18 protein-coding genes are annotated in these 20,030 nt (G+C 35.2%); 8 read left to right on the forward strand and 10 right to left on the reverse strand.

All coding sequences use genetic code 11. The features are described from left to right. On the forward strand, positions 1-982 hold a 982-nt coding region (locus PK35_RS12885; RefSeq protein WP_044626979.1), incomplete at its 5' end, for a T9SS C-terminal target domain-containing protein. A 4-nt stretch (positions 983-986) separates the two neighbouring features. Next, complete coding sequence (locus PK35_RS12890; RefSeq protein ID WP_044626980.1) at positions 987-1,910, forward strand: PorP/SprF family type IX secretion system membrane protein; 924 nt, start codon at positions 987-989, stop codon at positions 1,908-1,910. A gap of 230 nt (positions 1,911-2,140) precedes the next feature. Here PK35_RS12890 and PK35_RS12895 read toward each other — a convergent pair whose 3' ends face one another. From PK35_RS12895 to PK35_RS12910, 4 genes are all read right to left on the reverse strand, one after another. Continuing rightward, positions 2,141-2,623, reverse strand: a complete 483-nt coding sequence (locus PK35_RS12895) for a hypothetical protein (protein ID WP_044626981.1) — start codon at positions 2,621-2,623, stop codon at positions 2,141-2,143. Positions 2,624-2,663: 40 nt separating this feature from the next. Continuing rightward, positions 2,664-3,704: an NADP(H)-dependent aldo-keto reductase gene (locus PK35_RS12900; protein WP_044627140.1), complete on the reverse strand. Its 1,041-nt coding sequence runs from the start codon at positions 3,702-3,704 to the stop codon at positions 2,664-2,666. Between the two features lie 272 nt (positions 3,705-3,976). Continuing rightward, positions 3,977-4,933 (reverse strand): OmpA family protein, encoded by a 957-nt coding sequence (locus tag PK35_RS12905; RefSeq protein WP_044626982.1) that lies wholly within the window; start codon positions 4,931-4,933, stop codon positions 3,977-3,979. Between the two features lie 30 nt (positions 4,934-4,963). Further along, positions 4,964-5,725, reverse strand: coding sequence for an exodeoxyribonuclease III (locus PK35_RS12910; protein WP_044626983.1), 762 nt, complete (start codon positions 5,723-5,725; stop codon positions 4,964-4,966). Between the two features lie 251 nt (positions 5,726-5,976). Between PK35_RS12910 and PK35_RS12915 the strand changes: the two genes are divergently transcribed. After that, positions 5,977-9,399, forward strand: a complete 3,423-nt coding sequence (locus PK35_RS12915; RefSeq protein WP_044626984.1) for a hypothetical protein — start codon at positions 5,977-5,979, stop codon at positions 9,397-9,399. Here PK35_RS12915 and PK35_RS12920 read toward each other — a convergent pair. From PK35_RS12920 to PK35_RS12935, 4 genes are all read right to left on the reverse strand, one after another. Further along, positions 9,396-10,304 carry a M28 family peptidase gene (locus PK35_RS12920; protein WP_044626985.1) on the reverse strand — a complete coding sequence of 303 codons (909 nt, stop codon included), beginning with the start codon at positions 10,302-10,304 and terminating at the stop codon, positions 9,396-9,398. The two genes, PK35_RS12915 and PK35_RS12920, sit on opposite strands and share 4 nt — an antisense overlap. A 138-nt stretch (positions 10,305-10,442) precedes the next feature. Then, the gene (locus PK35_RS12925) at positions 10,443-11,186 is read right to left on the reverse strand and encodes a succinate dehydrogenase/fumarate reductase iron-sulfur subunit (RefSeq protein WP_044627141.1); all 744 of its coding nucleotides are present in this window, start codon (positions 11,184-11,186) and stop codon (positions 10,443-10,445) included. Positions 11,187-11,209: 23 nt separating this feature from the next. Continuing rightward, positions 11,210-13,222, reverse strand: coding sequence for a fumarate reductase/succinate dehydrogenase flavoprotein subunit (locus PK35_RS12930; RefSeq protein WP_044626986.1), 2,013 nt, complete (start codon positions 13,220-13,222; stop codon positions 11,210-11,212). An 11-nt stretch (positions 13,223-13,233) separates the two neighbouring features. Further along, on the reverse strand, positions 13,234-13,911 hold the full coding sequence (locus PK35_RS12935) for a succinate dehydrogenase cytochrome b subunit (RefSeq protein ID WP_044626987.1): 678 nt from the start codon (positions 13,909-13,911) through the stop codon (positions 13,234-13,236). A 202-nt stretch (positions 13,912-14,113) separates the two neighbouring features. Here PK35_RS12935 and PK35_RS12940 point away from each other — a divergent pair, with 202 nt between their 5' ends. Further along, on the forward strand, positions 14,114-15,406 hold the full coding sequence (locus PK35_RS12940; RefSeq protein ID WP_044626988.1) for an aminopeptidase P family protein: 1,293 nt from the start codon (positions 14,114-14,116) through the stop codon (positions 15,404-15,406). 54 nt (positions 15,407-15,460) lie between these two features. Here the strand turns inward: PK35_RS12940 and PK35_RS12945 are convergent, their stop codons facing one another. Beyond that, the gene (locus PK35_RS12945) at positions 15,461-16,783 is read right to left on the reverse strand and encodes an aspartate kinase (protein WP_044626989.1); all 1,323 of its coding nucleotides are present in this window, start codon (positions 16,781-16,783) and stop codon (positions 15,461-15,463) included. A 97-nt stretch (positions 16,784-16,880) separates the two neighbouring features. Between PK35_RS12945 and PK35_RS12950 the strand changes: the two genes are divergently transcribed. From PK35_RS12950 to PK35_RS12965, 4 genes are all read left to right on the forward strand, one after another. After that, positions 16,881-17,537, forward strand: coding sequence for a hypothetical protein (locus PK35_RS12950; protein WP_044626990.1), 657 nt, complete (start codon positions 16,881-16,883; stop codon positions 17,535-17,537). A 4-nt stretch (positions 17,538-17,541) separates the two neighbouring features. Then, a complete protein-coding gene (locus PK35_RS12955; protein WP_044626991.1) occupies positions 17,542-18,321 on the forward strand; it encodes an alpha/beta fold hydrolase in 780 nt (259 codons plus the stop codon). A gap of 55 nt (positions 18,322-18,376) precedes the next feature. After that, positions 18,377-18,658 carry a hypothetical protein gene (locus PK35_RS12960; RefSeq protein ID WP_238320917.1) on the forward strand — a complete coding sequence of 94 codons (282 nt, stop codon included), beginning with the start codon at positions 18,377-18,379 and terminating at the stop codon, positions 18,656-18,658. A 66-nt stretch (positions 18,659-18,724) separates the two neighbouring features. After that, positions 18,725-18,988: a hypothetical protein gene (locus PK35_RS12965; protein WP_044626992.1), complete on the forward strand. Its 264-nt coding sequence runs from the start codon at positions 18,725-18,727 to the stop codon at positions 18,986-18,988. On the opposite strand, the gene thiL is transcribed toward PK35_RS12965, so the two are convergent. After that, positions 18,985-20,028, reverse strand: a complete 1,044-nt coding sequence (gene thiL, locus PK35_RS12970) for a thiamine-phosphate kinase (RefSeq protein ID WP_044626993.1) — start codon at positions 20,026-20,028, stop codon at positions 18,985-18,987. The genes PK35_RS12965 and thiL overlap by 4 nt on opposite strands. Positions 20,029-20,030: the final 2 nt, after the last annotated feature.

Genomic DNA, 20,030 nt, shown 5'->3' on the forward strand with positions numbered 1-20,030 from the left:
AGTTTTTGTAACTATTACACCTTATAATGCAGATGGCGATGCTACGGGTTGTTCGGAAGAAAGTTTTACCACAGAAACTCTTCCAACACCACCAAACTGTACGAGTTTAATAAATCCGCTTAACGGCGCTACTGATGTTTTAATTACTACGGATTTATCTTGGAATACCGTTACCAACTCCACAGGTTATCGTTTAACCGTTGGAACGACTTCTAGCGGAAATGATATTTTAGACAATGTTGATGTTGGTGATGTTTCAACTTATGATTTCGCTTCAGATTTAACTGAAAACACCGAAATTTTTGTAACCATTACAGCATACAATACAGATGGTGATGCTACGGGGTGTTCGGAAGAAAGTTTTACCACAGAAACACTTCCAACACCACCAAACTGTACGAGTTTAACAAATCCAGTTAACGGCGCTACTGATGTTGCAATTACTACGGATTTATCTTGGAATACCGTTACCGATGCTTCAGGATATCGTTTAACCGTTGGAACAACTTTTGGAGGCAATGATATTTTAGACAATGTTGATGTGGGTGACATTTCAACTTATGATTTAGCTTCAGATTTACCTGAAAACACGGAGATTTTTGTAACCATTACGCCATATAATGTAGATGGTGACGCGACAGGTTGTTCGGAAGAAAGTTTCATCACAGAAACGCTTCCTATTCCGTTAGCAGAATCTAAATATGGCTTTTCTCCAAACGGCGATGGCATCAATGATTTTTGGGAAATTGTTGGTATAGAAAACAGTCCAAATAACACCGTAAATATTTATAACCGATGGGGCGATTTAGTATTTACTATTTCCAATTACAATAATACGAGCAACGTGTTTAAAGGTGTTGCCAATCGCATGAGTAAATCAGGAGCGGGCAATTTACCAAGTGGCACCTACTTTTTTGATATCAAAATTTCGGGAACACATAACTTAAAAAAATTAAAAGGATTTGTAGTTATTAAGCGCTAATACAATGAGACATATTAAAAATATAAAAACTTTATTTACAATAGCGTTTGTTTGTATTTTTACAAACCTTAACGCCCAACAGAGTCCGTTATTTTCAGAATATAATTACAATCCGTTTATTATAAATAGCGCCTATGCTGGTCTTGGCGGAAGTACGGAAATTGTCTTAGGAAACAACGGCTTTTTTAATGATTTTGATGGTAGCCCACGAACACTGTCGCTTAGTGGTCATGGTAATTTAAACAATGAAAAATTAGCCATTGGAGGCGGCATTGTTAGAGATGAAATTGGAGTCACTAAATCTACAAGCGTTTTTGCTGCGTTTTCGTATAAAATATTCTTCGATTTTAGAAACGATCGTCCGTATTGGCAGCATTACACCCAAAACGTTTTGTCGTTTGGGTTAACGGCAGGTTTGCAACAATTTCAGGACAATTTAACCGAACTTAACATACTAAACGACCCTAGTTTTGCTGAAGATGTTAACGCCAGCATACCTACTATTGGTTTAAGCTTTTTATACAACCATGCGTCGTTTTATGTTGGTATTTCTGCTCCAAACATTATGGGCGATAAATTGGCTAGCGAACAAAATATTCGACTTTCAAGTCCGGCTTACGGTTATTTAGGTTATCGCTTTTTTAGCAACAAATACGATAACATCATGATAAAACCCAACATACTTATTAAGTACGAAAAGGGTGCGCCAATACAAATCGATTTTAATGTTGCTGTTAGTGTTAAAAACAAGTTTGAAGTTGGTGGTGGTTACAGAACATCATCAAGCTTTAATTTGTTAGCGGGTCTTTATCTTGGCAAACATTTACGCTTTATTTACAATTACAATATAGCTACAAATAATTCGCCTTTAGGTAATAGCCACGGCATTAGTTTAAACCTGAAATTTGGAGAAGGTTACAGCTTGTAAATTGTTTTTTCTTATCAACGGTTAAGCATTTAAAAAAACCTTCAAGATTTACTAATTAAATATTCCTTGAAGGTTTAAGATATAAGTTGAGATTGACGGTCTCGGCTATGATTTCGTTGGGGAAAAATCCGCAGGATTCTTTCCGCCGTAGTCGAAAGATAGCAAAATTGTGGTGAATTCCGATTAGGAATTCAACCGCAATGAATTATAGCAATTGTTGTGCATAGTTTTTAATTCACAATTAGTTTGTCCGAAATCATTATTCCACTATATCCTGCATTTTGGTGTTTCAATGAAAGTTCATTTTTTATTAAAGGTTTGAATAGTAAGTTTGTCGTATCACTCACAATATCTATTTCAAACCTATAAGCTCCAAAATCTCCTTTTTCCGTTTTTAAAGTAATCGGATTTTTAATTTCATAACCCTGTTTTGATTCATCTCTTTCCGTTCCAAACAGTAAATAGTCGTCTCTAACATCAGGAACAAAAACAAATTCTCCGTAATATTTCGTTCCTTTTTTTACTTGACTGCCATTAATCGGATAATGCTTAATCTTTACATTATCAAACACATATTTGTTTTCATACTTTTTCAGTTCCGATTTAAGACTATCGTTTTGAGTTTGTAAGTGGTCAATTTGGGTTTGCAATTCAGTTTGATTTCCACAACTCGAAATTGCAAATAGTAGTATCAAAATATAAACTTTTTTCATTCAGTTTTGGGTTTGGGTAAATTATACACAACTTGTTTTATTAAGGTGCCGGATTAGGTATTTCGGCATTTACAGCATCAATGTCTTCTAAAATAGCATCGCTTAAAGTTACATTTATACTCGCTATATTTTCTTTTAACTGATTCATTTTGGTGGCACCAATAATGTTGCTCGTTACAAATGGTTGCTGTGTCACAAATGCTAAACTCATTTGTGCAAGAGTTAAACCATTATCTTCAGCAATTTTTAAATATTTTTGAGTTGCCATGGTAGACTGTGCGCTACTGTAACGTGCAAATCTTGGGAATAATTTTAAACGCGCATCATCTTCGGCTACACCTTTTATGTATTTACCAGAAAGCACACCAAACGCCATTGGCGAATAGGCTAACAGCCCGATATTTTCTCGAATAGAAACTTCGGCATTATCACCCTCAAAAGTTCGGTTTAATAACGAATACGGATTTTGCGTGGTTATCATTCGCGGTAAATCGTGGGTTTTGTGCTCTTGTAAAAAACGCATCATGCCCCAAGCTTTTTCGTTACTTAAGCCTACATGCCTAATTTTACCAGCTTTAATTTGTTTATCAAGCGCTTGTAAAACTTCATAAAAGTTTTCTTGCCATTCGTCACTTGGGTCGTGCTTGTAATTACGTACGCCAAAAGTGTTTGTTAAACGTTCTGGCCAGTGAATTTGATATAAATCGATATAATCGGTTTGAAGGCGTTTTAATTCTTTATTTACAGCTTCTTCAATCGACGCTTCGTTTAATCCGCCGCTTCTTATATGCGCCGTATAATCGCTTATTCTACCAACAATTTTGCTGGCAATAACAACTTGGTCTCTGTTGCCTGTTTTTTTAAGCCATGTTCCAATAATTTTACTGGTTGCACCTTGATGTTCTGGACTTGCAGGAACGGGATACATTTCGGCTGTGTCTATAAAATTAACACCTTGGTCGAGCGCGTAACTAAGTTGCTCATGGCCTTCGGCTTCGGTGTTTTGGTTACCAAATGTCATGGTACCTAAACAAATTTTACTAACTTTTATATTGGTATTTGGTAGGTTTGTGTATTTCATTTTACTCCTTTTGTCATGCTGAACTTGATTCAGCATCTTATTATTGAAACTTTTAATTGCTAATGGATTCCGTTTTGTAATGTGGAATAACAATTTTTACTGTTATTACTAAACGATAAAGATAAAAAAACCTTTCAGTTGATTTTTAACTGAAAGGTTTAAAACTGTGTTAAGGTTTGCGTTAGGGATTGCAGCGGCATCCTTTTTTGTGCATAAGGGCACAAAAAAGATATAGCGTAAAGCCCGACCCTTGTGGTAACGCACTTATTATTTTATTCGTTTAATAGCTGCGAAAGTTCGTCTAATTTTGGTGTTAAAATCACCTCAATTCTACGGTTTTTTGCTCTACCTTCTGGTGTGCTGTTTGTAGCTACTGGAGCAAATTCTCCACGACCAGCTGCGGTTAAATTTTCTGGAGTTATTTGCGGATTTTCGCGTAAAATATTTACAATAGCAGTGGCGCGTTTGGTAGATAAATCCCAATTGGTTGTTAATGGTCCGTTACCAGAATAGGGTACATTATCGGTATGGCCTTCAATTAAAACGGCAATATCTGGGTTTTCGCCTAAAACGTTTCCTAATTGCTGTACAGCACGACGTCCTTCGGTACCAACGGCCCAACTTCCAGAACTGAAAAGTAGTTTATTCTCCATTGAAACGTATACTTTGCCATCACGTTGTTCTACGGTTAAACCTTTACCTTCAAAATCGGTTAAAGCATGTGAAATAGCATCTTTAAGCGCACTCATGGCAGCATCTTTATCGGCAATAACTTTTTCTAATTCTGCTACGCGGTTAGAACGTTCGGCTAAGGCATTTTTAAGATTTTCTAAACGAGCGCTTTCTGCTGCAAGTGCATCTTCTTTGGCTTCTAGTTGCGCTAAAAGTTCTCTGTTTTTTTCTGAGTTTTTAGCAATGGCTGCCGAACTGTTTTTTTCTAAGGCTTCGTAAGAGGCTTTTAAGGCATCTAAGTTAGCTTTGGTTGCGGCGTAATCGGCTCTTAATTGGTCGCGTTCGGTTACGGCTTCGTTATAGGCTTTTTTTAGTTGCTTTAATTCGTTTTCGGCCATATTTCTGGCGCTTTCTAGCATTTCGTTATTGGTAGACAGGTCGCGGTTTTCTTTTTTTAAGGTGTTGTATTTGTCTTCCAGTTCTTTATAAATTTTTGGCGAAACACATGCGGTTAAAACTACCGCTATAAGTAACAAAATGGAGATTTTTTTAAGCATGTAAATTAAAATTAAGTTGATTTGAATTGTTTATTGGTTTATTTCTACTAAAATAGGGCAGTGGTCGCTATGCACTGCATCTGTGAGTATAACGGCTCTTTTTATATTTTCTTGTAAGGGTTGTGAAACCATGGCATAATCTAAACGCCAACCTTTGTTGTTAGCACGAGCATTGGCGCGGTAACTCCACCAGCTAAATTCTTGTTTTTTGGGGTTTAAAAAGCGATACGAATCTATAAATCCGTTATCAATAAAGTTACCTAGCCATTCGCGTTCTTCGGGTAAAAACCCTGAAACACCTTTCATTTTTGGGTTGTGAATATCTATTTCTTCGTGACAAATGTTGTAATCGCCACAAATTATTAGGTTTGGTACGCTTTGTTTTAAGTTGTTAATGTAGTCTTGAAACATATCCATGTATTCAAATTTATGGCTTAATCGTGCATCGTTAGTTCCCGATGGTAAATACAAACTCATAACCGAACATTTATCAAAATCGGCACGCAGGTTTCTACCTTCGAAGTCCATTGACTCAATTCCCGTGCCATACTCAACATGTTTAGGTTCAATTTTACTTAAAATAGCAACACCACTATAGCCTTTTTTTTGTGCACTAAACCAATATTGGTATTTGTAGCCAGCATTGGTAAACACATCTAAATCGAGTTGTTCTTTAAGAGCTTTAATTTCTTGTATGCAAATAACATCGGGGTTTGCAGCTTCTAACCAGGTTATAAAACCTTTGTTTAATGCAGCGCGAATACCGTTAACGTTATAGGAAATAATTTTCATAATTGTGGTGTTTGTAAAACCTCCAAATTAAAATTTGGCGTTTTATTTTAATAAGTTTAATGTTTCAGCTAAAATAAATAATACGTTACTTTTACACTATTAAATTTAAAGAGATTTTAAAGTTTTTTTCTGGTTGTAATTTGAAAGGGTTTTTTCTATTTGTTTAAATTATAGAGGTTTAAGAGGGTTTTTGATGTTTTCAAAATGAAGGGAAACAAAATAATTTAATCTATTTTTAGTTTAAGTAACAAATGAAATTAACTGTTGCTATTTTGATGTTTTTCTTAGGGTTTTGCGCACTTGCGCAGAATAACACCTCAAATTACAGAGTTAAAAAAGTTGCTGTTAAAGATACCATTGTAATTGATTGCGTTAGTTTAAATTCCAATTACTTTTTTATAAAAACAAAAACTGAGGTTTTGTTAGATAGTTCGATGTATTCGGTTAATTTTCCGAAGGCCATTTTAACTTTTAAACAACCTATTGAAACCGATTCGGTTATTATTGAGTATTTAAAGTTTCCAGAATTTTTAACCAAAACCTATCAGCAACTCGACGAAAGTATTATTGTTGAGAATAGCAATGCTCAAAATCAACTCTATAAATTTACCCAAAGTAATAGCGAGAATACTTTTGTACCTTTTAATGGTTTAAATACATCGGGAAGTATTGCTCGTGGCGTTACGGTAGGGAATAACCAAAATTCGGTATTAAATAGCGAGTTAGATTTACAAATTACAGGTAAATTAAACGATAAAGTATCGCTGCGAGCCTCTATTCAAGATGCTAATGTGCCTTTGCAAGAAAGTGGTTACAGCCAGCGTTTAGATGAGTTCGATCAAGTATTTATTGAGTTGTTTAGCGAGCGTTGGCGCGTACGTGCAGGCGATATCGATTTGGTAAATAACAACTCGTATTTTGCCAATTTTTCTAAACGTGTACAGGGTTTAAATCTTAATGTTGATTTAGGTGAAACCGACAACCAAACAAATATTTTTGCAGCAGGAGCTATTGTTCGAGGGCAATTTACAACAAGTCAATTTGTGGCACAAGAAGGCAACCAAGGGCCTTATAAATTGCAAGGGCAAAATGGCGAATTGTATGTTTTGGTGGTGTCGGGTAGTGAAACGGTTTATGTAAATGGTATAGCGCTTAAACGTGGCGAAAGCGAAGATTATATTATCGATTATAACGCCGGAGAAATTACGTTTAACGCAACGTTTCCTATAACTTCCGAAATGCGTATAACGGTCGATTACCAATTTAGCGATCGTAATTATTCCCGATTTGTGGCCTACGGAGGAAGCAATTATGCCAGTGAAAAGTTACAAATAGGCGTTTCGGTGTATTCTGAAAACGATTCTAAAAATCAGCCTTTACAGCAAAATTTATCTGAAGAACAAGTCGCTAATTTAGCTAATGCTGGCGATGATGCTAGTTTAATGGTGGCTCCATCTGAAACACAACAAGAATACGACGAAAACCGAATTTTATACACAAAAAACCTTATTGATGGTAACGAAGCTTTTGTGTTTTCTACCAACCCTGAGGACGAACTGTATTTAGTAACTTTTAGTTATGTTGGTGAAAATCAAGGCGATTATGTTTTAAGTAACAGTAATGCGATTAATAATATTTACGAATATGTGGGCGAAAATTTAGGCGGTTATGCGCCAATTACACAGCTTGTAGCGCCTACAAAATTACAAATAGCTGTTGTAAATGGTAGTTATAAACCAACTGAAAATACCCAAGTTAATTTTGAAGCTTCAGTAAGTAAAAACGATTTAAATTTATTTTCTGATGTAAATGATGATGATAATAATGGTTTTGCCGGAAAGTTAGCCATAAACCAAGCTATCGTTAAAAAAGACAGTATTTACAGTGTGAATGCTTTTATTGATGCTGATTATATTTCGAGTAATTTTAGAAATATTGAAGGGTTATACACACCAGAATTTAATCGGGACTGGAATTTAGATGTTAATAACATTACAGGCATTGGTTTTGGGTTAGGAAACCAAACCTTAATGAATGCTGGCGCTAATATGTTGCATAATAAACATGGTGTGGCAAATTATAAATTTCAACATTTAAATTTTTCAAACGGATTTAACGGAAACAGGCACGTATTTAATGCGCAGTTTAGGTTTAATAGATTTTTGGTGGTTTCAAATTCAAGTTATTTAAATTCAAGTTCAGCCTCAAACGAATCGAAGTTTCTGCGTTCGTACAATCAACTTATTTATAATATGAAAAAAAGTTGGTTAGGTACAAAATATGCCATTGAAGATAACCAACAACGCGAGCAAGCTACACAAAATTTAACCGATTTAAGTCAGCGATTTAAATCGTACAATGTCTATTTTGGGGTAGGAGATAGTACTAAGGTTTTTGCTGAAATAGGTTATAAACATCGCGTAAACGATAGCATTAAAAATAATAGTTTACAGCGTGTAAATGCTTCGAATACCTATTATTTAAAATCTAAACTTATACAGAATAAAACCACCAATTTATTATTATTTGCTAATTACCGAAAACTAAATTATGATGATGAAGCTTTTGAAGATGAACAATCGGTAAACTCACGCATGCAGTTTAGTCAACATTTTTTTAAGCAAATAGCTCAATTAAACCTGAATTACGAAACTAACTCTGGGCGTTTACCACAACAAGATTTCACCTATGTTGAAGTAGAACCCGGACAAGGAAGCTATGCATGGATTGATTATAATAACAACGGCATACAAGAACTCGAAGAATTTGAAGTGGCACCATTTACCGATCAAGGTACTTACATTCGAGTGCTTTTACCAAATCAAGTTTATATTAAAACTCACCAAAATAAGTTTAGTGGAACGCTGTCGTTAAATCCAGCAACTTGGGCGGTTAGTGAAAATAAGCTGAGTAAGTTTTTGTCACATTTTTACAATCAAACTAGTTATTTAATCGATAGAAAAAATAGACGCGTAGGAGATACATTTAATTTGAATCCTTTTAAAAAAGACGAAGAAAACCAATTGGGATTACAGCTAAATTTTAGAAATGTGTTCTTTTTTAATCGTGGTAAACAGTGTTATACCACCTCGTACACGTTTTTAGATAATACCACGCAAAGTTATCTGTCGGTTGGTTCGTTGGCAAGTAGGTTGCGAAGTCATCAATTAAATTTTAACCATAAAATTGTAGAGAGTTGGCTGATTAATTTTTTAACGGCTCACGATAAAAACGAAAGCGAAAGCGAAAACTATTCTAGTAAAAACTTTAATATAAATCAGTTTCGTATTAATCCTAAAATATCGTATTTATTTGGCGGCAATTCTAGTTTCGATTTGTTTTATCAATATACCAATAAAGACAATACAATTAATGATTTAGAATATTTAGAGCAACAAAAGTATGGTGTTTCTTTTAGTTTGGCTAGTAGTCAAAAAAGTGCTTTAAACGGTGAATTTAATTATTTTTCTAATACTTTTAAAGGTGATGCTAATACACCAGTAGCCTATCAAATGCTTGAAGGTTTACAACCTGGAACAAATTTTACTTGGACCCTTTTAGCTCAGAAAAAATTAACCAAATATCTCGATTTAAATTTGAGTTATTTTGGTAGAAAAACAGAAACCAGTCGCGTTATTCATACTGGAAATATTCAGTTGAAGGCTTTTTTTTAAAGCGTTGTATCGATAGTTTTAAAAACTGAAATTATGGCGTTTACGGCTTTTATGTAAAACTTTGGGAGAATGTTCTCATAATCATCAGTAGGTTCATGATAATCTTTATGGTCTTCAACCCCAAAATATAAAAACGGAACATCCTTTTTATAGAAGTTGGCATGATCGGATGAGTACGTCCAGTTTTCTAATTTGTCGTTGGAGTCATGACCTATAACCAGTTTAAAATCTGGTGTTTTCTTGTAGCTTTCAATAATACTTTTAAAATGTTCGTTGGTTTCGGTGCCTACAACAAATAGCTCCTTTTTCTCGCTCCTGCTAATCATGTCTAAATTTAGATTTACGATAATATTTCGAAGCGGAACCAAAGGGTTTTTTGTAAAATAGTTTGAGCCTTTTAAACCGAGTTCTTCAGCATCAAAAGCGGCTAAAATTACGGTATGTTCTGGCGGGTTGTTTTTAAAGTATTCTGCAAGACTAAATAAAGCACCAACGCCCGAAGCATTATCATCGGCACCATTGTATATTTGACCTTGTTTAATGCCTTCATGATCGTAATGCGCACTAATTACAATATATTTTTTCTTGTGTTTTGTGCCTTTTATATAACCTAAAACGTTGGTGGCTTCGTATTGTTTTGTGCGACGACCAAACGAAAAATCCTGACTGTATTTATTGGTTAAAGGTTTTACTCCAAGTGCGTGAAATTGATTAATGATATATTTTTTAGCTTTTTCAGCGCCTTTTGTTCCAGTGCGTCTACCTTCAAAAGCATCTGATGACAACGTTTTAACGTGTTTTAGTAGTTCGCTTTCATTAAACCAGTTTTGTTGTAATTGGGTTTGAGAATTTGCTAGATATCCAATTAAACATAACAGAATACATATTGGGGCTTGTTTTAGCATCTATTTAAAGTGGGTATTGCATTGTGGTTAATACGCGCAATTGGTTTTAAAAAATAAATGTAGCTAAATTAATCAATAAAAAAAGCCTAAGTGTAAAGATACTTAGGCTTTTAGTTTTTTTATATGTTGTTTATCGGATTATGAAACCGAAGCTTTCATTAGTTCACGATTCATACGTGCAATATTTTCTAACGAAATACCTTTTGGACACTCAATTTCGCAAGCACCTGTATTTGTACAGTTACCAAAGCCTTCTAAGTCCATTTGTGCTACCATGTTTTTAACACGATCGGCGGCTTCAACTTGTCCTTGTGGTAATAGTGCGTATTGCGATACTTTAGCACCAACAAATAGCATTGCAGACGAGTTTTTACACGTTGCAACACAGGCACCACAACCAATACAAGTTGCAGCATCCATAGCCTCATCGGCAGCATGTTTTGAGATTGGTAAGGCATTCGCATCTTGTGTGTTACCAGATGTGTTTACCGATATATAACCACCAGCATGTTGTATTCTATCAAAAGATGTTCTGTCTACAACTAAATCTTTAATTACAGGGAATGCCGCTGCTCTAAATGGTTCAATAGTAATGGTATCGCCATCGTTAAACATACGCATGTGTAATTGACAGGTAGTTACACCACGATCTGGACCGTGAGCTTCACCATTAATGTACATAGAACACATACCGCAAATACCTTCACGACAATCGTGATCGAAAGCTACAGGCTCTTCACCTTGTGCAATTAATTGTTCGTTTAGAACATCCATCATTTCTAAGAAAGACATATGTTCTGAAATTTCGGTAACTTTATAATCAACCATTTGACCCTTTGAATTAGAGTCTTTCTGTCTCCAGATTCTTAATGTTAAATTCATTCCTTTATCTGACATAACCTTTCTTATTTGTATGAACGTTGTTTCAGTTCGATATCGTTAAATTCTAATTCCTCTTTATGTAATACAGCATCGGCAGGTTCGCCTTTATATTCCCAAGCAGCAACATAAGTAAACGCTTCATCGTTACGTTTTGCTTCGCCTTTTTGTTCGCCATCTAATTCAACAGATTCTTCTCTAAAGTGTCCGCCACAAGATTCGTTTCTGTTTAAAGCATCTTTAGCAAAAAGTTCACCAAGTTCTAAGAAATCGGCAACGCGTCCAGCTTTTTCCAGTTCTGGGTTCATTTCATTTGCGTTTCCTGGAACTTTTACATTTTTCCAGAAGTCTTCACGAAGAGCTTTAATTTCGCTCATAGCTTCTTTTAAGCCTTGTTCGTTACGAGCCATTCCGCATTTATCCCACATTATTTGTCCTAATTTTTTGTGGTAATAATCTACAGAGTGTTCTCCTTCGTTATTAATAAAGAAATCAATTCTGTCTTTAACTTCTTTTTCGGCTTCGTCAAATTCTGGGGTATCTGTTGGGATTTGTCCAGTACGAATTTCGTTAGCCAAATAATCGCCAATAGTGTAAGGTAATACAAAATAACCATCGGCTAAACCTTGCATTAATGCCGAAGCACCTAAGCGGTTAGCACCGTGATCGGAGAAGTTAGCTTCACCAATGCAGTATAAACCATCAACGGTAGTCATTAAGTTGTAATCTACCCAAACACCACCCATGGTGTAGTGGGTTGCAGGATAAATCATCATTGGAGTTTCGTATGGATTCTCATCTACGATTTTCTCATACATTTGGAATAAGTTTCCATATTTAGCTTCAACAATAGCTTTTCCTAAATCGTATATTTTTTGAGCTGAAGGATTTTCAATATTATGAATTTTAGCCTGCTCTTTTCCGTAACGTTGAATGGCCGAAGCAAAATCTAAATAAACGGCTTCACCAGTTGCATTAACACCGTAACCAGCATCACAACGCTCTTTTGCAGCACGAGAAGCCACATCGCGAGGTACTAAGTTACCAAAAGCTGGGTAACGACGCTCTAAGTAGTAATCGCGTTCGTCTTCCGATAAATCGGTTGGTTTTTTCTTGCCTTCACGAATCGCAATAACATCATCCATATGTTTTGGTACCCAAATACGGCCATCGTTACGTAACGACTCAGACATCAATGTTAATTTAGACTGATAATCACCAGAACGTGGAATACAAGTTGGGTGAATTTGTGTATAACATGGATTTGCGAAATACGCGCCTTTTTTATGAATTTTCCAAGCCGCAGTAGCGTTACTTCCCATAGCGTTAGTCGATAGGAAATACACATTTCCGTAACCGCCTGAAGCAATTACAACAGCATGAGCAGAATGACGTTCAATTTCGCCAGTAATTAAGTTACGAGCAATAATACCTCTTGCTTTACCATCAATTTTTACAACATCAAGCATTTCGTGGCGGTTAAACATTTCTATTTTACCACGAGCAATTTGGCGGTTCATTGCAGAATATGCGCCTAATAATAATTGCTGACCTGTTTGTCCTTTAGCGTAAAACGTTCTTGATACCAATACACCACCAAATGAACGGTTGTCTAACAATCCGCCATAATCGCGAGCAAAAGGAACACCTTGAGCCACACACTGGTCGATAATGTTTGCCGACACTTCAGCTAAACGATAAACGTTAGCTTCACGAGAACGGTAATCGCCACCTTTTACAGTATCGTAAAATAAACGGTATGTAGAATCGCCATCACCTTGATAGTTTTTCGCAGCATTTATACCACCTTGGGCAGCAATGGAGTGTGCACGACGCGGTGAATCTTGATAACAAAATGCTTTTACGTTATATCCTAACTCGGCAAGGGTTGCAGCGGCAGAACCTCCTGCTAAACCTGTGCCTACAACAATAACATCGATAAGACGTTTGTTTGCAGGATTTACTAAGTTGATTTTATCTTTATAAGTTGTCCATTTATCTTTAATTGGACCTTTTGGTACTTTTGAATTTAAAGCCATATTATTTAAGATTAATGGTTAAAATGATGATAAAGTGCAATGAAAATAAATCCTAACGGAATTATAATTGAGTAAGCTTTACCAATACTTTGTAATGTTTTTTTACGACCAGCAGTAGCACCAACCGATTGAAACGCCGATGTAAAACCGTGTAATAAGTGCAATGCTAAAAATATAAAGGCTAATACATAAGCACCTACGCGAATAGGACTTACAAATTTGTGAGTAAGCTCTTCGTAATAACGAAAGCCTTCAACACCTTCAAGTGTTCCAGACCAATCACCTTGAATGTATTTTGTGTTAATTTCAGGAATCCAGAAATCGATAAAATGAAGTACAATAAATGCTAAAATTGCAGCACCACTCCAAATCATGTTTCTGCTCATCCAACTAGAATTTGCAGCTCCATTGTTTTTTACATAAGCAACACCTTGTGCTTTCTTGTTTTTAATTTCTAATACAAATCCCATGATAAAATGAAACACAACACCAAAAATTAAAACCGGTTGTAATGCAAATTGTACCATTGGGTTTGTTCCCATAAAATGAGATACTTCGTTGAATACATCTGGATTAAAAACTGATAATAAATTAATTGCGAAGTGTTGTAGTAAGAATACCATAAGGAAGAACGCCGAAAGTGCCATGGCTACTTTTCTTCCTATTGAAGATTTAAAAAATCCGCCCATTATTTTTTTAGTTTATTTATATCTAACAAATGTACGGCTCAAAGCAATTTTTAACAAACTTTACCTCCTTTTTTGGTACGTATTTAGAATGGTTTTAAAGAAGCAAATTGAAGAACATTTAGCATTTTGTTAAATCATTTATTAAGCTATTTTGCTTTTTGTAGCTTTGTAAAATTACACAAATAAAAATACAAACTTAAATATGAAATATTTACCTATTGATAGTGAGTTGTTTATAAAAAATAGAGCCAAATTTGCAGCACAAATGCAACCTAATAGTTTGGCAGTTTTTAATTCTAACGATATATATCCAATAAGTGCAGACAGCACCTTGCCATTCGCCCAACATCGCGATATTTTTTACCTAAGTGGTGTAGATCAAGAAGAAAGTATTTTGGTTATTTTTCCAGATTGCCCTAAAGAAAAACACCGCGAAATATTGTTTTTACGAGAAACTAACGAGCATATTGCTGTTTGGGAAGGCGAAAAGTTAACCAAAGAATCGGCTTTTAAAACCAGTGGCGTTAAAACAGTGTATTGGTTGCAAGATATGGAGAAAGTGATGTTTGAATTGATGACGCAATGCGACACTGTTTATATAAATACCAACGAACATTATCGCGCTAACGTTGAGCTTGAAACTAGAGAAGATAGATACACAAAATGGCTTAAAGAAAAGTATCCTGCGCATAGTGTAGCCAAAAGCGCGCCTATTTTACAGCGTTTGCGTTCGGTTAAAGAAAAACAAGAAATCAAGCTTATGCAAAAGGCTTGTAATATTACCGAAAAAGGCTTTCGTAGAATTTTAAGTTTTGTAAAACCAGATGTTTGGGAATACGAAATTGAAGCCGAATTTATGCACGAATTTTTACGAAACCGATCAAAAGGTTTTGCGTACACGCCAATTATTGCTTCTGGAAATAACGCCAACGTATTACATTATATTGAAAATAACAAACAATGTAAAGCGGGCGATTTAATTTTATTTGATGTGGCTGCCGAGTATGCAAATTATTCGAGCGATTTAAGCCGAACAATACCAGTTTCAGGTAAATTTACCGATCGCCAAAAAGCAGTCTATAATGCGGTAAACCGCGTAAAGAATGAAGCGACTAAAATGCTTTTACCAGGAACCGATTGGGCAGAATATCATGTGGAAGTTGGTAAATTAATGACATCAGAACTTTTAGGTTTAGGATTGCTTGATAAGGCCGATGTGCAAAATGAAAATCCTGAGTGGCCAGCTTATAAAAAATATTTTATGCATGGTACATCGCATCATATTGGTTTAGATACACACGATTACGGTATTTTAACCGACCCAATGCAAGCTAATATGGTGTTTACCGTGGAGCCAGGTATTTATATTCCAGATGAAGGCTTTGGTATTCGTTTAGAAGACGATGTGGTAATTCAAGAACAAGGCGAACCAATTAACTTAATGAAAAACATACCTATTGAAGCCGATGAAATTGAGGATATTATGAATTCTTAAAAAATAAAAAGGGATTGTATTAACAATCCCTTTTTTCCACGCTAAATTTGTGATTTACAGAGTGACTAATTCAAATAAATAATTATTTAGCTTTTGTAGTGTGGTAATCTTCTTGTTGGTATCAATTAATAGTGAAATGTTGTTGTTACTTCCACCATAAGAAATCATTCTTATTTTAACATCTTGAAGTATTTGGAATAACTTAAAGGTGTCTTGGTGGTTCACTACGGCATGTCCAACTAAGCAAACAATACTTTGGTTTGTGTCAACTTCAACAGTCGAGAATTTTTCAAGTTCGCTTAATATTTTAGTTAGGTTTTTATCGTCATCTATAGTTAAAGAAACAGCAACTTCAGAGGTGGTAATCATATCGATTGCGGTTTCGTAAACTTCAAAAATTTCAAAAACACGTTTTAAAAATCCGTGTGCTTGTAGCATTCTGCCCGATTTAATTTTAATAGCAGTAATATTATCTTTAGCAGCAATAGCTTTTACGCCGTTTTCCGAAGTTTCTTCAGAAATTAATGTGCCATAAGCTTCCGGATCCATAGTGTTTTTTAGGCGTACAGGAATTTGGTCTTTTCTAACTGGAGAAATAGTTTGCGGATGCAAAATTTTGGCGCCAAAGTAGGCTAATTCCGCAGCCTCGTCAAACGACAAGTTAGAGATTGGTCTAGTGTTTTCTACATGACGTGGGTCGTTGTTGTGCATCCCATCAATATCGGTCCAAATTTGTACTTCTTCAGCTTTTATGGCAGCACCAATTATGGTTGCTGTATAGTCACTTCCGCCGCGTTGCAGGTTCGATATGTCATCATCTGCATCTAAACAAATAAAACCTTGTGTAATGTATATTTCTGCTTCGCCAGCGTTTTTAATTACTTCGGCAAATTTTTCTTCTATATAAGTAAAGTTAGGTTCTTTGTGCTCGTCAATACGCATAAAATCTAAGGCAGGTAATAACGCAGCACTAATGCCTTCTTGAGCCAAATAGCTATTAAACATATAGGTTGAAAGCAATTCGCCTTGAGCCAAAATTTTGTTTTCTAAGGCTTGGGTGTGGGTTTTATAAGTACACTCTATTAAAAAGTCGAACACATCGTTAACATAACTTTTTACGTTATAGTTTAACGTTTTTTCTTGTAATAACTCGTTAATAGTTGCAGTATATTTTTCGTGAAGCTTGTTTATGTTTTCTAAAGCTTCATGTGGGTTTTTTTCTTGAATATGTTGAGCAATAGCTACTAAAGCATTGGTTGTGCCAGACATTGCCGATAGTACAACTACCTTTTTGTTGCCATCGTTAATAATGCTTTTAACGTTGCTCATATTTTTTACCGAACCTACCGAGGTTCCTCCAAATTTCAATACCTTCATTTTCAATTAATTTGATGCTAAATTATAACTAGTTTTAGAATTTACTATGTTTTTAATAAAAAAGATTTATTTTTACACAAATTGTTAAATAATTAACATGAAGACAGTATCCAATTGTGTAGAAGATATTTTAATATCGCAGCCGTACCTAGAAGAAGCGCTATCTCGAAACATTATTAATTTTAGTGCCTTGGCCATTGAGCTTACCGAGCCTATAAGCCAAATGCTTAAAAAAGAGGTAAAACCAGGAGCTATAATGATGGCTTTAAGGCGTTACAACCCACCGGTGGCGTTATCGAATTCTATTAAAATGAAGCGGGTTATTCAAAATTTGGGCGATATTACGGTGCGCTCAAATTTAACCGATTTTACGGTTAAGAACTCCGATACTATAATTGATAACCATGCTAAAATTCTTGAGCGCATTAATCAAGAATCTAAATTATTTTACACGTTTACACGCGGTATTCATGAAAGTAACATTATAATATCAAGTAGTTTAAAAAGTTTTATTGAAAACCAATTACAAAACGAAACGTTTTTAGCTGTACAAGATGGTTTAACTGCTATTAGTATTAATTTACCTAAAGATAATTCTAAAATTGCAGGTTTATATTATCACTTTTTTAAGCGTTTAGCTTGGGAAGGAGTGGTGTTGTACGAAGTTATTTCAACCACCAACGAGTTTACTATTTTGGTTGAAGACGAATATGTGGATAAAGCATTTACCGCTATTAAAAAAGTAAAGGCTTAATTGCATGACGTTACATTTTAAAGAAGCCACTGTTTTTTATACTGCTGAAGGTGATGGTGATACTTTAGTGTTGTTGCATGGGTTTTTAGAGCATAGTGGCATGTGGCAGCCCTTTATTTCTAGTTTAAGTAAAACCCATCGTGTCGTATGTATAGATTTGCCAGGACACGGTAAAACGGACTGTTTTGGTTACGTGCATACTATGGAATTTATGGCAGAGGTGGTTTATGCCGTTTTAAAGGAATTACATGTATTTAAAGCGCATTTTATTGGGCATTCAATGGGTGGTTATGTAGCTTTGGCTTTCGCCGAAAAGTGGCCAGAATTGGTTTCGGGCTTGTGTTTAATGAATTCGACTGCTGAGGAAGATTCTATAGAAAGAAAACAAAACCGTGATCGAGCGATTGAAGCTGTTAAAACTAATCATGAACTTTTTATAAGAATGGCGATTGCTAATTTATTTTGGCCTAAAAACCGCACCCTTTACGCAGCGCAAATTAAAGAAACTATAACTGAAGCGTTAAAAACACCCTTACAAGGTATAATTGCGGCCTTAGAAGGCATGAAAGCAAGACCTGATAGACAGCATGTATTGAAAGTGGCTAAATTTAAAACCTTAATTATTGCAGGAGAAAAAGACCCTGTTTTGTTTTATAAATCACTTTTACGTCAGGCCGAATTAAATAACTGTGCAATCGTCTCATTTCCAGACGGCCATATGAGTTATATCGAGAATTCGCAGGCATTTTTAAAAACCGCAATGCATTTCATCGAAAAAATATAACATTTTACCGTGTTTTTGAATTTTTTTCTTAGGTTTATAATCCAAATCAAATACTATGAGAAATTATTCACCTATCAAAGCAGCGTTAATGCCTCGAATTTACTGTAATATTTTTGGGCATGACTACCACGTAACAAAAAAAGTTACACGACACGTTAAAGAATACACTTGCAGCAAATGCAAGAAGGAATTAACTACAAATAGTAATGGCGATTTAACTGCGCTAACACCTAATTTTAAAGAGATAAACGAGGTTTTAGAGAAAATTCATGCAGTGCGTAATCAGCGTTTACAGGATAAAATTGTCACTTCGTCGATTAGCGCCTCAGCCGTTTAAATTTATCCGTCTTTTTTTTTAGTTTAATAGTCTCTAATTAACTAATTAAAAAGATTTGGATAGTAAATGAAAAACCTTCAATGTAAATTCTTTGGGCATCATTACCAAGTGTCTAGAGATGTTACTTATCATGTAAAAGAATATCGGTGCAAATATTGTAAAAAAGAACTAACCACAAATAGCAATGGGTACTTAGTAGAGCTCACGCCAATTTATCGCGAAATTAACGATGTGTTGGCTTCAATGTTTGTTAAACGTCATGGGCAAATTCCCGCTACAACGTCAATATCTACACCACCATTAGTTGTAGGCGATTTAATTACCATTTAGTCTTTAAAATTTTTCCAGCCTTGTGCCTTTAGCGGAATTTTAGTATCTGCTCGAGTTATTAAATGCAAGCCTTCTTTTTCTTCTTTAATAAAACCAATAACACTTAAATTTGGGTTGGCTTTTATTTTAGGATAATCGTCCTGCGAAACGGTAAATAGTAATTCGTAATCTTCACCACCATTTAGGGCAACTGTTGTGCTATCTATATTAAATTCTTCGCAAGTTGAAATCACTTGAGGGTCCAAAGGAATTTTATTTTCATATAAATCGCATCCAACATTACTTTGTTTGCACAAATGCATAATTTCAGACGATAAACCGTCGCTAATATCAATCATTGATGTTGGTTTAACTTCTAAGTCACTCAATAATTTTATCACATCTTTTCTGGCTTCAGGTTTTAACTGGCGCTCCACAATATAAGTGTAAGGTTCTAAATCTGGCTGATTGTTGGGGTTTACTTTAAAAACTTCTTTTTCGCGTTCTAACACTTGCAAGCCCATATAGGCAGCGCCCAAATCGCCACTAACAACCAATAAATCGTTTGGTTTGGCGCCGTTTCTGTATACTGATTTACTTTTATCAACTTCACCAATTGCGGTTACAGAAATTAATAATCCGGTGTTCGATGAGGTGGTATCGCCTCCAATAACATCAATATTGTAAATTTTAGCAGCGGTTTCAATACCTGCATAAATGGCTTCAAGAGCTTCTAAAGGAAATCGGTTTGATACCGCAATTGAAACCGTTACCTGAGTCGCTTCAGCATTCATAGCATACACATCCGATAGGTTTACAATTACAGATTTGTATCCCAAATGTTTTAATGGCATGTAGCTTAAATCAAAATGTACGCTTTCAACCAATAAATCGGTAGTCACTACAATTTGTTTTTTAAAATCTAGCACAGCGGCATCGTCTCCAATACCTTTTATTGTTGATTTGTGTTTAATTTTAAAGTTTTTGGTAAGGTGGTCTATTAATCCGAATTCACCTAAATCACTTAATTGCGTGCGTTGTTGGTTTTTGTCTTCAATCATGT

It is taken from the genome of Neotamlana nanhaiensis (assembly GCF_000943555.1).
Classification (GTDB): domain Bacteria; phylum Bacteroidota; class Bacteroidia; order Flavobacteriales; family Flavobacteriaceae; genus Neotamlana; species Neotamlana nanhaiensis.

Bases quoted from the DNA above. Each gene is read 5' to 3' on its own strand.
- PK35_RS12920 (WP_044626985.1), bottom strand. From the start codon at position 10,304: ATGCTAAAACAAGCCCCAATATGTATTCTGTTATGTTTAATTGGATAT.
- PK35_RS12965 (WP_044626992.1), top strand. From the start codon at position 18,725: ATGAAAAACCTTCAATGTAAATTCTTTGGGCATCATTACCAAGTGTCT.
- PK35_RS12945 (WP_044626989.1), bottom strand. From the start codon at position 16,783: ATGAAGGTATTGAAATTTGGAGGAACCTCGGTAGGTTCGGTAAAAAAT.
- PK35_RS12940 (WP_044626988.1), top strand. From the start codon at position 14,114: ATGAAATATTTACCTATTGATAGTGAGTTGTTTATAAAAAATAGAGCC.
- PK35_RS12910 (WP_044626983.1), bottom strand. From the start codon at position 5,725: ATGAAAATTATTTCCTATAACGTTAACGGTATTCGCGCTGCATTAAAC.
- PK35_RS12905 (WP_044626982.1), bottom strand. From the start codon at position 4,933: ATGCTTAAAAAAATCTCCATTTTGTTACTTATAGCGGTAGTTTTAACC.
- PK35_RS12955 (WP_044626991.1), top strand. From the start codon at position 17,542: ATGACGTTACATTTTAAAGAAGCCACTGTTTTTTATACTGCTGAAGGT.
- PK35_RS12895 (WP_044626981.1), bottom strand. From the start codon at position 2,623: ATGAAAAAAGTTTATATTTTGATACTACTATTTGCAATTTCGAGTTGT.
- PK35_RS12915 (WP_044626984.1), top strand. From the start codon at position 5,977: ATGAAATTAACTGTTGCTATTTTGATGTTTTTCTTAGGGTTTTGCGCA.
- PK35_RS12900 (WP_044627140.1), bottom strand. From the start codon at position 3,704: ATGAAATACACAAACCTACCAAATACCAATATAAAAGTTAGTAAAATT.
- PK35_RS12930 (WP_044626986.1), bottom strand. From the start codon at position 13,222: ATGGCTTTAAATTCAAAAGTACCAAAAGGTCCAATTAAAGATAAATGG.
- PK35_RS12890 (WP_044626980.1), top strand. From the start codon at position 987: ATGAGACATATTAAAAATATAAAAACTTTATTTACAATAGCGTTTGTT.
- PK35_RS12925 (WP_044627141.1), bottom strand. From the start codon at position 11,186: ATGAATTTAACATTAAGAATCTGGAGACAGAAAGACTCTAATTCAAAG.
- PK35_RS12960 (WP_238320917.1), top strand. From the start codon at position 18,377: ATGAGAAATTATTCACCTATCAAAGCAGCGTTAATGCCTCGAATTTAC.
- thiL (WP_044626993.1), bottom strand. From the start codon at position 20,028: ATGATTGAAGACAAAAACCAACAACGCACGCAATTAAGTGATTTAGGT.
- PK35_RS12935 (WP_044626987.1), bottom strand. From the start codon at position 13,911: ATGGGCGGATTTTTTAAATCTTCAATAGGAAGAAAAGTAGCCATGGCA.
- PK35_RS12950 (WP_044626990.1), top strand. From the start codon at position 16,881: ATGAAGACAGTATCCAATTGTGTAGAAGATATTTTAATATCGCAGCCG.